Here is a 12,490-nt window from a genome sequence, read left to right as displayed (position 1 = left end):
GCTTCGATGGATTCCCTGGTCACTGCCGCTGCGCGCGCCCTTGCCAGCGGCGATGTTCTTGGCGCATTGAAGCACGTTTCCCTGCGCAGCGACCCGCCGGCGCTGGCCTTGCGCGGCATCGCCATGGCGCGGCTGGGCAATTTTCCGCGAGCGCGCGATCTGCTGCGGCGCGCAGCGCGCGGCTTCGGCGGGCATGAAGCGTTGTCGCGCGCACGCTGCGTGGTTGCCGAGGCCGAAGTGGCGCTGGCCATGCGCGACTTTGCCGCTCCGCCGCGCGCTTTGGCGGAGGCGCTGGCCGTGCTGGAATCGCATGGCGACTACGGCAATGCGCTGCAGGCGCGCTTGATCGCGGCCCGAAAATTCCTGCTATTGGGACGCCTGGATGCCGCCGCGTCCGAGCTGGCCCGCCTCGATATGCGGGCGTTGACGCCGGCGCTGGCGGCGGTGGCTGAACTGACCGGGGCCGAGCTGGCGATGCGTTCCCTGCGCCCAATGCCGGCGCGTGCAGCGCTGGCACGGGCCCAGGCGGCGGCCGTGCGCTCGGGCGTGCCGGAGTTGTTGGCCGAAGTGGCCGAGGCCGCGGCTGCGCTCGGGAGGCCTGCGGCGCGCCGCCATGGAGCGCCTGAAGGGCAGGCCATGCAGCTCGACGAAGTGGCGGCCTTGCTGGCTTCCGATACCCTGGTGCTGGACGCCTGCAGGCGAGGACTGGGATGCGCTGCCGATTGGCGTCCACTGGCACGCCGGCCGGTGCTGTTCGCGCTGGCGCGCACGCTGGCGGAGGCGTGGCCCGGCGATGCACAGCGCGATGTGCTGATCGAGCGCGCCTTTAACACCCGCCGGCCCGACGAAACCCACCGCGCGCGCCTGCGGGTCGAGATTGGCCGCCTGCGGGCGCTGGCCAAAGGACTGGCCGGCATCGAAGCGACGCCGCGCGGCTTTGCCTTGCGGCCCGACTGCGGCCGCGAACTGGCCGTGCTGGAGCCGCCGATCGACGGCGAGCAGGCGTCCCTGCTGGCGCTGCTGTCCGATGGCGCCGCCTGGTCGACATCGGCGCTTGCCCTGGCGCTGGACGCCAGCCAGCGTACCGTCCAGCGCGCATTGGCGGAGCTGGAAGCGGACGGCCGGGTACGCGCCATCGGCAACGCCCGCACGCGGCGCTGGCTGGCGCCGCCCCTGGCTGGATTCACGACAATCTTGTTACTCCCCGCTGCGTTGGCGTTGGAATAAAGTGCACTTGCGGCGCCGGTCCAAGGCGCGCCACATAAGGAGCCAGGCAATGAACAGCACTACAAGCAAGGTACGCACGGCCGAGATCGTGCGCGAGTACGGCCCGTTCGACGGCGCCGCCAAAATCCACGGAGTGACCCATGACGGCGAACTGGTATGGGCCGCCACGGGCGCGCGGCTGATCGGTATCGATCCCGCCAGCGGCAAGCAGGCCCGCACGCTGGAATTGGCCGCCGATGCCGGCACGGCTTTCGACGGCAAGCACCTGTACCAGATCGCCGAGCAGCGCATCGACAAGATCGACCCGGCTAGCGGCAAGGTGCTCAAGACGATTCCGGCACCCGGCCATGGCGCCGATTCCGGCCTGGCCTGGGCCGAAGGCAGCCTGTGGGTGGGCCAGTATCGCGACCGCAAAATCCACCAGATCGACCCCGAGACGGGCACCGTCATCCGTTCCATCGAATCGAATCGCTTTGTCACCGGCGTGACCTGGGTGGACGGCGAACTGTGGCACGCCACCTGGGAGGGGGAGCAGAGCGACATCCGCCACATCGATCCGAATACCGGCGAAGTGCTGGAGCGGCTGGAAATGCCGCAGGGCGTATTCGTCAGCGGCCTGGAGTCCGATGGCGCCGGCTTGTTCTACGCCGGCGGCGGAGGCAGCGGCAAAGTGCGTGCCGTGCGCCGTCCGCAAGGAGAACGGCCATGAATACCGTGGTCAATCACGAGCAGTGGCTGGCGCGGCGCCTGGATTTGCTGGCGCGCGAAAAGGAGCTGATGCGCCAGCAAGACCAGTTGGCCAGTGCGCGGCGTGCGTTGCCGTGGGTGCGTGTGGACAAGCAATACGTATTCGACACGCCGCAGGGCAAGCGCTCCCTGGCGGACCTGTTCGAGGGGCGCAGCCAACTGGTGGTGCAGCACTTCATGTTCGCACCGGGGAAGGAACGTGGTTGCCCGCATTGTTCCTACATGGCCGACCACACGGACGGTGCGCTGCCGCACCTGGCGCAGCGCGGCGTGAGCTTTGTCGTAGTGTCGCGCGCCCCGCTGGCAAGCCTTGAGAATATGCGCAGGGAATTGGGCTGGAAATTCAAATGGGTGTCGTGCGGTGAGAGCGATTTCAACTACGACTTCCATGTCAGCTTTGCGGCGGAGGAGATGGCCGGGGGCGCGGTTTATTACAACTTCAAGAAGCAGCCTTTCCCGCTCCAGGATGCGCCGGGTATCAGCGTGTTCTACAAGGACGAGGCGGGTGCGGTCTACCACACCTATTCGACATACGGTCGCGGTGTCGAGGTCATGATGCACACTTACCGCATGCTGGACCTCACGCCGCTGGGACGGCAGGAGGAGGGGATGCCGTACGGCCTGGCGTGGGTGCAGTACCACGACCGATATGCGCAAGAAGCCGCGTCCTGCTGCGGCGCGCACGATTGAGGCGCAGCGCGACATGGCGGACATCCGGCCTTGGCGGCCGATGGCGCTTATCGCCTGCGGCCAGGCGGCATCGATGGCGGTGATGGCCGCGGCGGGCGCACTGCGGCTGCCGCTGGATCGCCCCGCGCTGCAATGGGGCGCAGGCGCGCTGCTGGCCGGCGCACTTGCCTGGCGCTGCCACAGGGGCCAGGCGCAGGCCGGGCGGGCGGGCATGGCGCTGTGGGGCTTTTTCATGTCCACAGTCCATGGCAGCGGGCTTGCGCTGCTGCCGTCCCTGATGCAGGTCTGCGGCGCGGGGGCTGCCGGCGCGCTGCTGCAAGCCCTGGCGGCGGCAGGCCTGCACCTGGGGGCAATGCTCGCGGCGAACGGCGCCGTTTTCTACCTGGCCGCGCGCCTGAAACGCCTCATCAAGGCTGGATGATCACTTTGCCCGTGACCTTGCGCGCCGCCATGGCGTTCAGGGCCTGCGCAGTGTCCGCCAGCGCATAGCGCGCCGAGATGTGCGGGCGGATCCTGCCTTCGGCCAGCCAGCCGAGCAGCTGTATCATGCCGGCCTGGTTGGCTTTCGGTTCGCGCTTGACAAACTCGCCCCAGAATACGCCCATCAGCGACGCGCCTTTCAGCAGCGCGAGGTTCAGGGGCAGCTTCGGGATGTCACCGTTGGCAAAGCCCACCACCAGGTAGCGTCCGCGCCAGCCGATGGAGCGGAAAGCCGGTTCGGCATACGCGCCGCCCACCGGGTCGTAGATCACGTCCGGACCTTTGCCGCCGGTGGCGGCCTTGATCGCCTCGCGCAAATCGCCGCTGCTGTAGTTGAGCAGGACGTCGGCGCCATGCGCCTGGCACACGGCCAGCTTTTCGTCGGTGGAGGCGGCGGCGATCACGCGGGCGCCCAGCGCCTTGCCGATCTCGATCGCCGCCAGGCCGACGCCGCCCGCCGCGCCCAGCACCAGCATGGTCTCGCCGGCCTTCAGTTGTGCGCGGTCCACCACGGCGTGATGGGAGGTGCCATAGGTCAGAGTAATGGCGGCGGCGGTGTCGAAATCCATCCCGGGCGGCATCAGCATCAGGGAAGCCGAGGGCGCCAGCATCTGTTCCGCAAAACCGCCATGGGCGGAGAAGGCGATCACCTTGTCGCCCGGCTTGTACGCTTGCACGCCTTCGCCCACCGACAGGACCACGCCGGAAACCTCGTTCCCGGGCGTAAACGGCAGCGGCGGCTGGTACTGGTACTTGCCCTGGATGATCAGCACATCGGGGAAATTCACTGCAGCCGCCTTCACCTGCAGCAGCACCTGGCCGGGCCCGGGCTGAGGGTCCGGCAGGTCTTCCAGCACCAGGGTGTCGGGCAAGCCCCATGCCTTGCAAACGATAGCCTTCATATTGCCTCCATATGATTATCGAACGGTCGTGCAATTATGCCCGGTAACGCTTTGCGCTGCGACAAAGTTCAGCGCGCTGGGCGGCGTACATTGGGCGGGCAGGGGAGGCAATTGCCATGAGTATCCGGTACGGCTGCTTTTTCAGTTACGCGCATGGCCAGCACGCATATATGAGCCGCTTCAAGGACGACCTGGTCGATGCCTTGAAGTGCTACCTTGAGCCCCATTTCGACAACGAGACCGAACTCTTTGTCGACAGCGAGCAGCTGGGGGGCGGCGACGACATCGACCGCCGCATCGCCATGGCCATGTGCCAGAGCGTGTCGATGATCATGATCTATACGCCCAAATATGAGGCCCACCCGTACACGCGGCGCGAATTCGCCGCCATGCAGATGATCGAGGCCGAGCGCGGCGCCTGGTACGAGCTGCCCAGCCACCTGATCATCCCCGTCATCATGACCCGCCACCCGCTTTGCCTGCCGCGCCAGATCAGCGAGCCTGGCATGTATGTGGACTTTTCGCGCTACACGCTGGCCACCGGGGACTTGAAGACCAACCCCGATTTCCTGCCCGATATCCGGCGCATCGTGGACCGTATCACGATGCACTACCACTGCCTGAAGGCCAGTATTCCGCCGGGCCACGACTGCCGGGAGTTCGCGCTGCCGCCGGTTCCGCCGGAGTGGCGCCCGCCGGCGCCGCCGCACTTCCCACGCTGATAACCACTGAAAGAAAGAGCACCATGGAATTCCTACGCCTGCACCTGCCGCAGCTGCCCGCAGCCGGCGAAGTCACCACTTTCTATTCCTATAAAGGCGGCGTGGGCCGCACCATGGCGCTGGCCAATCTCGGGTATTTGCTGGCGCAGCGCAGGACAGCCCCGGTGCTGCTGGTGGACTGGGACCTGGAGGCACCGGGCCTGCAGTACTATTTCCCTGGTGCGCCGCGTGCCCCCGGGGTGCTGGAGCTGTTCGAGGCATGCCGCGAGCAGTTGCAGGAGCGCGCCGGCCGCTATGCCAGCGACGAGGCGCTGGCCGAAGCCGTGCTGGACTCGGTGCGCTGGGAGCAGTACCTGGTGCGGGCATGCGACGACCTTCCTCTCTGGCTGCTGCGCGCTGGGCGGTGCGACGGCGGCCACGCGGAACGCGCGGCAATGATCGACTGGCAAGGACTGTTCGACGCCTGCCCCGCGCTGTTCCGCACCTTTGCCGCGCGGCTGGCGCGCCATTTCGAGCACGTCCTGGTCGACGCCCGCAGCGGGCGGGCGGACTGCGCCGCCATCTGCACCACCTTGCTGCCGACCCGGCTGGTGCTGGTGTTCGCGCCCAACCGGCAGAACCTGGACGGCCTGCAGGATCTGGTGGCGCGCGCCACCGGCTACCGCAGCAGCCACGAAGACGAGCAGCGCCAATTGCTGGTCTATCCGCTGCCGTCCCGCGTCGACCTTGCGGACGAGGCGCAATGCCTGCTGTGGCGGCGCGGCGACGCCGGCTACCAGCCGCTGTTCGAGCGCATGCTGGCCCAGGCGTACGGCCTGCCCTGGCTGTCGCTGGAAGGCTATTTCGACGCCGTGCAACTGCCGCACTGCGCCAGCCTGGCCAGCGGCGAACCGATGCCCGCGCCGGCCCTGCGGCAGGGTTATGAGGCGTTCATGCAATGGTTTCACGGCGGCCTCTGCCCCTGGCACAGGCTGCCCTCCGCGACGGCGGGGCTGAACAACCACCACCCCATGCCGCTCGAGCAGGAACGCACCGGCTACTGGCCGCTACCGGTGGCGATGTAAAGGACTTCATTGCAGGGAAGCTGAGAAACAGGGGGATTCCCCTGTTTTCGCAGCTTCCCCTTCATTTTTTCCGCGTTGCTTCAGGTAAAATTCCCTGTATGAGAATTCTGATCAGTAATGACGACGGCTACCTGGCGCCTGGCATCAATGCGCTGGCGGAAGCCCTGCAGCCTATCGCCGATATCGTGGTTGTGGCGCCCGACAGCAACCGGTCCGGCGCCTCCAATTCGCTCACCCTGGACCGGCCCCTGTCGGTGCACCAGGCAGCCAATGGTTTCTATTTTGTCAATGGAACGCCGACCGACTGCGTCCACGTGGCCCTGACCGGCTTGCTGGACTATGTACCGGACCTGGTGGTCTCGGGCATCAACAACGGCCCGAATATGGGCGACGACACCTTGTACTCCGGCACGGTGGCCGCCGCGACGGAAGGCTATCTGTTCGGTGTGCCGGCAATTGCTTTCTCGCAAGGATCATATGGCTGGGCCAACATCGATGCCGCCGCCCGCGTGGCGCGCGAACTGGTCGAGCGCTACCTGGAGCTGCTGGAGCGGCCCTATCTGCTGAATGTGAACATCCCTGCGCTGCCCTACGAGCAACTGGGGCCCTTGACCCCGACCCGCCTGGGCCGGCGCCACCAGGCCGAACCCGTGGTCAAGGCGCTCGACCCGCGCGGCCGCGAGATTTACTGGATCGGCCCGCCGGGCGCCTGCAAGGATGCGGGCGAAGGCACCGACTTCCACGCCGTCGCCAATGGACGCGTGTCGCTGACGCCGCTGCAGATTGACCTGACCCATCGCCAGCAGCTCGACGCCTTGGCAAAGGCCATCGCATGAGCGACAAGACCCGCACTTTCCCGCTGCCCCTGTCTTCCATCACCGACAAGAGCCCGGCGAAAAAGCCGGTCTACAACAGCGTGGCCACGCCACAAACGGCCACCCAGAACGCCGCGCGCACGGCCGCTGCCAGTCCGGGCGGCTGGCGCCCGCCGCAGCCGGTGGCATCGCCTTCGCGCTCCCACTCCTACGCCCAGGAGCGCGCCCAGGTGCAGCCGGCGCCGGTCGCCGCGCCGCGCCAGCACGCGCTGGTGTCGGACGGTGTGCGGCGCGCCATGGTGCAGCGCGTGGCCCGGCAGGGGGTCGCCGACCCGGTGGTGCTGGGCGCGCTCGACACCGTGCCGCGCCATCTGTTCATGGACGAAGGGTTGGCGCCGCAGGCCTATATCGACGCCTCCCTCCCGATCGGCCACCACCAGACCATTTCGCAGCCTTATATCGTGGCGCGCATGATCGAGGTGATGCGCGCCGGCCAGGACTTGCAGCGCGTGCTGGAAATCGGCACCGGCTGCGGCTATCAGGCGGCGGTGCTGGCGTGCGTGGCGAAGCAGGTCTTCTCGATCGAGCGCATCAAGCCATTGCATGAACTGGCCAAGGCCAACCTGCGCCCCATGCGCGTGCCGAATCTGCGCTTGCACTACGGAGATGGTATGCTAGGCTTGCCGCAGGCGGCGCCATTCGATGGCATCATCCTTGCCGCCGCCGGCCTGGAAGTGCCGCAGGCCTTGCTGGATCAATTGAATATCGGCGGCCGCCTGGTCGCCCCGGTCGGGGCCCGCACCCAGCATCTCGAACTGGTGACCCGTGTCAGCAAGAACGAATGGGTGCGCCAAACACTGGAAGACTGCCACTTTGTGCCGCTGCGCCCTGGCACCGTTTAACACACAGACTTATAGAATGACGAAGAAATATTCCCTTTTACTGACGGCGGCCTCGCTGGCCGTACTGACCGCGTGTACGACCGTGAATACCCCGGCCCCGGTCGTGGACCGCTCGGCATCGAATCTGACTCCGCAGCCGAAAGCTGCCCCGGTGGAGGAGACGAAAGACAAGGAAGGCTATTACACCGTCCGCAAGGGCGATACCCTGATCCGCATCGCCTTCGACCGCGGCCTGAATTACCGCGAGCTGGCGGCCTGGAACAGCCTGTCCAACCCGGACGATATCAAGGTTGACCAGGTGTTGAAACTGGCGCCGCCGGAAGGCGTGCAGACCGCGTCCGTACCGGCCCCGCCGCAGATCGAAAAGACCCCGCCGCCGCCGCGCAAATCGACGCCGAAGGGGGAAAAACGCGTCTATTCAGAGTCCGCCGTGGCGGAATTGCAGAAAAACGAAGAACGGTCCGAAAAACCGGTCCAGATGGCCAGTGCGGCGCCAGCGCCGGCCCCTGCGCCGGCGCCCGCGTCGGCCATGAGCGCGGAAGACCGCGACCTGACCTGGACCTGGCCTTCCGACGGGCGCATTGTGGGCCAGTTCGACGAAGGGAAGAACAAGGGCATCGATATCGCCGGCCGCGCGGGACAACAAGTGTTGGCTGCGGAGCGAGGAAAAGTGATGTATGCCGGTAGCGGCATCCGCGGATATGGTAATCTCGTCATTGTGAAGCACAGTAACAGCCTGTTGTCGGCCTATGCCCATAACCGCGCCATCCTGGTGAAGGAAGGCCAGGAGGTGCGCAGGGGGCAGGCAATTGCTGAAATGGGGGACTCCGATACCGACACGGTCAAGCTGCACTTTGAGATAAGGCAGCAGGGCAAGCCGGTGGATCCATCGAAATTCCTGCCTAACCGCTAGATAAGCACCCATGACACGCTCGCCGAATGACCAACTGGAAGACGACTCGATTCCTGAGGAATTCCCGGACGAGCCGATCGATGAAGTAGCCATCGATTCCAATGAGGGGGACGGCGAGGTTGCGGTCGAAGGCAACGCCGTCCTCGAGACCGTCGACGAGCTGAAAAAAGTGCTGGCGGCGGAGCTCTCCACCGACACCACCCAGCACTACCTGAACCAGATCGGCACCCGTCCGCTGCTGACGGCGCCGCAGGAAGTGCATTTCGCCACCCTGGCCAAGCAAGGGGACTTCTCCGCGCGCCAGACCATGATCGAACATAACCTGCGGCTGGTGGTGTCGATCGCCAAGCATTACATCAACCGCGGCGTGGTCCTGCTCGACATGATCGAGGAGGGCAACATCGGCCTGATGCGCGCCATCGACAAGTTCGAACCGGAGCGCGGCTTCCGGTTCTCCACGTACGCCACCTGGTGGATCCGCCAGAGCATCGAGCGCGCCATCATGAACCAGGCGCGCACGGTGCGCCTGCCGGTACACATGGTGCGCGAATTGAACCAGATCCTGCGCGGGAAGTACCACCTGGAAGCGCAGCACCACAACGGCAAGGATGCCACAGCGGAGGATATCGCCGACCTGGTGGGGCGGCCGGTGGAGGAGGTGCAGGATATCCTGGCCTTGTCCGAGCATGCCACCTCGCTCGACGCGCCGCTGGACAACGATCCGCAGTCCTCGCTGATGGACATGCTGCCGGGCGATTCGGAGGACTCGCCGGACGCGCGCGCCGAGCACCATGAAATGACGGTGCTGGTGCGGGACTGGCTGACCAAGCTGCCGGACAAGCAGCGCATCGTCATCATGCGGCGCTTCGGGCTGGATAACGACGATCCCGCCACGCTGGAGACCCTGGCCGAGGAAATGGGCGTGACCCGCGAACGGGTGCGCCAGATCCAGCAGGAAGCACTGGTCAAGCTGAAGCGGGCAATGGCGGCGCGCGGCGTGGTCCGCGATTCGCTGCTTTAAGAGGCAGCTTCTCTGCTATCATAGCGGGCTTTGGGCGCGCAATGCGCCGGCTGCAATCTTAATCGCTATGCAAGACAACATCGTCGAAATCAAATCCCTGGACATGGATGCCCGTGGCGTTGGCCACATCGAGAACGAAGACGGTTCGCCGGGTAAGGTCGTCTTCATCGAAGGCGCGCTGCCGGGCGAAAAAGTCAGCTTCGAGCTGCTGCGCAAGAAGAAGAACTGGGAGCAGGGCCGCATGACGGCGCTGCACAAGGAATCGTCGATGCGCGTCCAGCCGAAGTGCGAGCACTTTGACGTCTGCGGCGGCTGCTCCATGCAGCACCTGGACGCTTCGGCCCAGGTGGCGATCAAGCAGCGCGTGCTGGAGGACAACCTGTGGCACCTGTCCAAGGTCAAGTCCGACACCATGATGCGCCCGATGTACGGCCCGACCTGGGGCTACCGCTACCGCGCACGCCTGTCCGCGCGTTATGTGGCCAAGAAGGGCACGGTGCTGGTCGGTTTCCACGAAAAGAAATCGGTGTTCGTGGCCGACATCCAGAGCTGCCAGATCCTGCCCAAGCACGTGTCGGACATGATGATGCCGCTGCGCGCCCTGATCCACTCGCTGACCATCTTCGACAAGGTGCCGCAGATCGAGTTGGCGGTGGGTGAGGACAATACCGTTCTGGTGATGCGCAATATGGTGGCGCTGGGCGAGGGCGACGAAGACAAGCTGAAAGCCTTTGCCGACCAATACAAGATCCAGTGGTGGCTGCAGCCCAAAGGCCCGGACACCGCCTATCCGTTCTACCCGGCAGGCAAGGAGCTGTATTACACGCTGCCGGAATTCGGCATCAAGATGCCGTTCAAGCCGACCGATTTCACCCAGGTGAACCACCACATCAACCGCGTGCTGGTGCATAAGGCGCTGCGCCTGCTGGACGTGCAGAAGGACGAGCGCGTGGCCGACCTGTTCTGCGGCCTGGGCAACTTCACGCTACCGCTGGCGACCCAGGCGCGCGAAGTGGTCGGTATCGAAGGCTCGACCGCGCTGACCGAGCGCGCGCTGGCCAACGCCAAGGTGAACGGCGTCGATGGCCATACCACCTTCCAGTGCCGCAACCTGTTCGAAATCACCAAGGATGACCTGATCGCCCTGGGTAAATTCGACCGCATGCTGATCGACCCGCCGCGCGACGGCGCCATGGCGCTGTCGCTGGCGCTGGCCGAGCTGAAGGAATCGAATCCGGACATGCTGCCAAAGCGTATCGTCTACGTTTCCTGCTCGCCGTCCACCCTGGCGCGCGATGCCGGCGTGCTGGTGCACCGCGCCGGCTACCGTATGTCCCAGGCCGGTGTGATGAATATGTTCCCGCACACCTCCCACGTGGAATCGATGGCGGTGTTCGACTTGGAATAAGGAGATTCAGCGGGCAGGCCCTCCACGGAAGACTGTCCGCTGGTCATGTATGCCGGAGGAGGAGGGCTCAGGCCAGCCTTTCCAAGATACGAAGAAGGATGCTGATCGTTCCGGTCATGCCGCCCATGATAGGCGCCGGCGGCTAGCGATGCCATAAGTGTTCGCCTATCGTGCGGTCACGGATTGCGATGCCGCCAAGGTGCGCAGCAAAGAAAAAAGCCGGCGTTTGCCGGCTTTTTCAGGGAGCGGGTGCGCTTAGTCGCGGTCGCCGGCCAGGCCCAGCAGGTTCAGCAGGGCGGTGAAGATGTTGTACACGTCCAGGTACAGGGCCAGGGTGGCGGAGACGTAGTTGGTTTCGCCGCCGTTGACGATGCGCTGCACGTCGAACAGGATGTAGGCCGAGAAGACGGCGATCACCATCACCGAGATCACGATCGACAGTACGCTCATGTGCAGGAAGATATTGGCGATGGATGCCAGCATCAGCACGATCACGCCGGCGAACAGCCATTTGCCCATCATCGAGAAATCACGCTTGGTCACCGTGGCGTAGCTGGCCAGACCGGCGAACACGGCGGCGGTACCGCCAAACGCGGTCATGATCAGGGTGGCGCCGTTGCTGAAGCCCAGGGTGCGCTGGAGCAGCGGCGTCAGCATCAGGCCCATGAAGAAGGTGAAGCCCAGCAGCAGGGCCACGCCCAGTCCGGAATCCTTGTTCTTTTCAATGGCGTAGAAGAAGCCGAAGGCGATCCCCAGGAACAGCAGGGCGCCCATGAAGCCGCGCGGGATCGGCACGCCGAACATGACGCCGATGGCGGCGCCCAGCACGGTCGGGATCATCGACAGGGCCAGCAGCCAGTAAGTATTGCGCAGCACGCGATTGCGGATGACTGCGTTGTCGGTTGCGACTGCACTACCGAAATGATGTACGTTTTGCATGATTAAATGCCTCCTTTATTAAAAAGCATAGCATGCCGACGACCGGATGGGGGCTTTCTGCCTTAGGAAATACTTAAAACCCCGTAAGGGAAGCCCATATAAGTCCGGCGCCGGGCTCTTCACTGCGATTCCTTAGGTATATAGAGTGAACTATGTTAAAATCTAGGGTTGATCGAGAATCTAATTTCTTGTTTTAAACCTTTCTTTTTATTGGAGTTTTTCATAATGGCAATCGAACGCACCCTGTCGATCATCAAACCTGACGCAGTAGCCAAGAACGTGATCGGCCAGATCTACAGCCGTTTCGAAGGCGCAGGCCTGAAAGTGATCGCAGCCCGTATGGTTCAGCTGTCACGCGCTGAAGCCGAAGGCTTCTACGCTGTGCACCGCGAGCGTCCATTCTTCAAGGATCTGGTTGACTTCATGGTTTCCGGTCCTGTGATGATCCAGGTTCTGGAAGGCGAAGGCGCGATCCTGAAAAACCGCGACCTGATGGGCGCCACCGACCCGAAGAAGGCAGAAAAAGGCACCATCCGTGCTGATTTCGCTGACTCCATCGACGCCAACGCTGTTCACGGCTCCGACGCCGCTGAAACCGCCGCTGTGGAAATCGCCTACTACTTCCCAGCCCTGAACGTTTACTCCCGTTAATTTATTTGC

At 64.6% G+C, this 12,490-nt stretch carries 14 protein-coding genes; 12 read left to right on the top strand and 2 right to left on the bottom strand.

Annotated features, from left to right (window positions below):
* Positions 1 to 6: 6 nt before the first annotated feature.
* The 4 genes from H597_RS0124645 to H597_RS32395 are packed head-to-tail and all read left to right on the top strand — an operon-like array spanning position 7 to position 3,085.
* A complete protein-coding gene (locus tag H597_RS0124645) occupies positions 7 to 1,227 on the top strand; it encodes a hypothetical protein (protein ID WP_028104450.1) in 1,221 nt (406 codons plus the stop codon).
* Between the two features lie 49 nt (positions 1,228 to 1,276).
* On the top strand, positions 1,277 to 1,936 hold the full coding sequence (locus tag H597_RS0124640) for a Vgb family protein (protein ID WP_028104449.1): 660 nt from the start codon (positions 1,277 to 1,279) through the stop codon (positions 1,934 to 1,936).
* On the top strand, positions 1,933 to 2,664 hold the full coding sequence (locus H597_RS0124635; RefSeq protein WP_028104448.1) for a DUF899 domain-containing protein: 732 nt from the start codon (positions 1,933 to 1,935) through the stop codon (positions 2,662 to 2,664). The genes H597_RS0124640 and H597_RS0124635 overlap by 4 nt, the downstream gene beginning before the upstream one ends.
* A complete protein-coding gene (locus H597_RS32395; RefSeq protein WP_051294083.1) occupies positions 2,624 to 3,085 on the top strand; it encodes a hypothetical protein in 462 nt (153 codons plus the stop codon). The genes H597_RS0124635 and H597_RS32395 overlap by 41 nt, the downstream gene beginning before the upstream one ends.
* Here H597_RS32395 and H597_RS0124625 read toward each other — a convergent pair.
* Entirely contained in the window at positions 3,072 to 4,046 is a 975-nt protein-coding gene (locus H597_RS0124625) for an NADPH:quinone oxidoreductase family protein (RefSeq protein ID WP_028104447.1), read from the bottom strand. The genes H597_RS32395 and H597_RS0124625 overlap by 14 nt on opposite strands.
* A 116-nt stretch (positions 4,047 to 4,162) precedes the next feature.
* On the opposite strand from H597_RS0124625, the gene H597_RS0124620 reads away from it, so the two are divergent.
* The 7 genes from H597_RS0124620 to rlmD all read left to right on the top strand — a co-directional run bounded on the left by H597_RS0124620 (position 4,163) and on the right by rlmD (position 10,891).
* Entirely contained in the window at positions 4,163 to 4,768 is a 606-nt protein-coding gene (locus tag H597_RS0124620; RefSeq protein WP_028104446.1) for a toll/interleukin-1 receptor domain-containing protein, read from the top strand.
* Between the two features lie 23 nt (positions 4,769 to 4,791).
* Positions 4,792 to 5,832: a KGGVGR-motif variant AAA ATPase gene (locus H597_RS32390; RefSeq protein WP_051294082.1), complete on the top strand. Its 1,041-nt coding sequence runs from the start codon at positions 4,792 to 4,794 to the stop codon at positions 5,830 to 5,832.
* 98 nt (positions 5,833 to 5,930) lie between these two features.
* Positions 5,931 to 6,668: a 5'/3'-nucleotidase SurE gene (gene surE, locus H597_RS0124610; RefSeq protein WP_028104445.1), complete on the top strand. Its 738-nt coding sequence runs from the start codon at positions 5,931 to 5,933 to the stop codon at positions 6,666 to 6,668.
* On the top strand, positions 6,665 to 7,549 hold the full coding sequence (locus H597_RS0124605) for a protein-L-isoaspartate(D-aspartate) O-methyltransferase (RefSeq protein ID WP_028104444.1): 885 nt from the start codon (positions 6,665 to 6,667) through the stop codon (positions 7,547 to 7,549). Before surE ends, H597_RS0124605 begins: the two co-directional genes overlap by 4 nt.
* A gap of 16 nt (positions 7,550 to 7,565) precedes the next feature.
* A complete protein-coding gene (locus tag H597_RS0124600; protein ID WP_028104443.1) occupies positions 7,566 to 8,462 on the top strand; it encodes a peptidoglycan DD-metalloendopeptidase family protein in 897 nt (298 codons plus the stop codon).
* Between the two features lie 10 nt (positions 8,463 to 8,472).
* Positions 8,473 to 9,483 (top strand): RNA polymerase sigma factor RpoS, encoded by a 1,011-nt coding sequence (gene rpoS, locus H597_RS0124595; RefSeq protein ID WP_028104442.1) that lies wholly within the window; start codon positions 8,473 to 8,475, stop codon positions 9,481 to 9,483.
* Between the two features lie 67 nt (positions 9,484 to 9,550).
* On the top strand, positions 9,551 to 10,891 hold the full coding sequence (gene rlmD, locus H597_RS0124590; RefSeq protein ID WP_028104441.1) for a 23S rRNA (uracil(1939)-C(5))-methyltransferase RlmD: 1,341 nt from the start codon (positions 9,551 to 9,553) through the stop codon (positions 10,889 to 10,891).
* 255 nt (positions 10,892 to 11,146) lie between these two features.
* Here the strand turns inward: rlmD and H597_RS0124585 are convergent, their stop codons facing one another.
* On the bottom strand, positions 11,147 to 11,830 hold the full coding sequence (locus tag H597_RS0124585; protein WP_028104440.1) for a Bax inhibitor-1/YccA family protein: 684 nt from the start codon (positions 11,828 to 11,830) through the stop codon (positions 11,147 to 11,149).
* Positions 11,831 to 12,055: 225 nt separating this feature from the next.
* Here H597_RS0124585 and ndk point away from each other — a divergent pair, with 225 nt between their 5' ends.
* Complete coding sequence (gene ndk, locus H597_RS0124580; RefSeq protein ID WP_028104439.1) at positions 12,056 to 12,481, top strand: nucleoside-diphosphate kinase; 426 nt, start codon at positions 12,056 to 12,058, stop codon at positions 12,479 to 12,481.
* Positions 12,482 to 12,490 lie beyond the last annotated feature (9 nt).

The sequence above is a fragment of the Pseudoduganella violaceinigra DSM 15887 genome (assembly GCF_000425385.1).
Classification (GTDB): Bacteria; Pseudomonadota; Gammaproteobacteria; order Burkholderiales; family Burkholderiaceae_D; genus Rugamonas; species Rugamonas violaceinigra.
The sequence above is the reverse complement of the archived record's forward strand: the minus strand, read 5'-3'. Positions and strand labels throughout refer to the sequence as shown.

Coding starts and splice junctions, on each gene's coding strand:
- H597_RS0124645 (WP_028104450.1), top strand. CDS start 7: ATGGATTCCCTGGTCACTGCCGCTGCGCGCGCCCTTGCCAGCGGCGAT.
- H597_RS0124640 (WP_028104449.1), top strand. CDS start 1,277: ATGAACAGCACTACAAGCAAGGTACGCACGGCCGAGATCGTGCGCGAG.
- H597_RS0124635 (WP_028104448.1), top strand. CDS start 1,933: ATGAATACCGTGGTCAATCACGAGCAGTGGCTGGCGCGGCGCCTGGAT.
- H597_RS32395 (WP_051294083.1), top strand. CDS start 2,624: ATGCGCAAGAAGCCGCGTCCTGCTGCGGCGCGCACGATTGAGGCGCAG.
- H597_RS0124625 (WP_028104447.1), bottom strand. CDS start 4,046: ATGAAGGCTATCGTTTGCAAGGCATGGGGCTTGCCCGACACCCTGGTG.
- H597_RS0124620 (WP_028104446.1), top strand. CDS start 4,163: ATGAGTATCCGGTACGGCTGCTTTTTCAGTTACGCGCATGGCCAGCAC.
- H597_RS32390 (WP_051294082.1), top strand. CDS start 4,792: ATGGAATTCCTACGCCTGCACCTGCCGCAGCTGCCCGCAGCCGGCGAA.
- surE (WP_028104445.1), top strand. CDS start 5,931: ATGAGAATTCTGATCAGTAATGACGACGGCTACCTGGCGCCTGGCATC.
- H597_RS0124605 (WP_028104444.1), top strand. CDS start 6,665: ATGAGCGACAAGACCCGCACTTTCCCGCTGCCCCTGTCTTCCATCACC.
- H597_RS0124600 (WP_028104443.1), top strand. CDS start 7,566: ATGACGAAGAAATATTCCCTTTTACTGACGGCGGCCTCGCTGGCCGTA.
- rpoS (WP_028104442.1), top strand. CDS start 8,473: ATGACACGCTCGCCGAATGACCAACTGGAAGACGACTCGATTCCTGAG.
- rlmD (WP_028104441.1), top strand. CDS start 9,551: ATGCAAGACAACATCGTCGAAATCAAATCCCTGGACATGGATGCCCGT.
- H597_RS0124585 (WP_028104440.1), bottom strand. CDS start 11,830: ATGCAAAACGTACATCATTTCGGTAGTGCAGTCGCAACCGACAACGCA.
- ndk (WP_028104439.1), top strand. CDS start 12,056: ATGGCAATCGAACGCACCCTGTCGATCATCAAACCTGACGCAGTAGCC.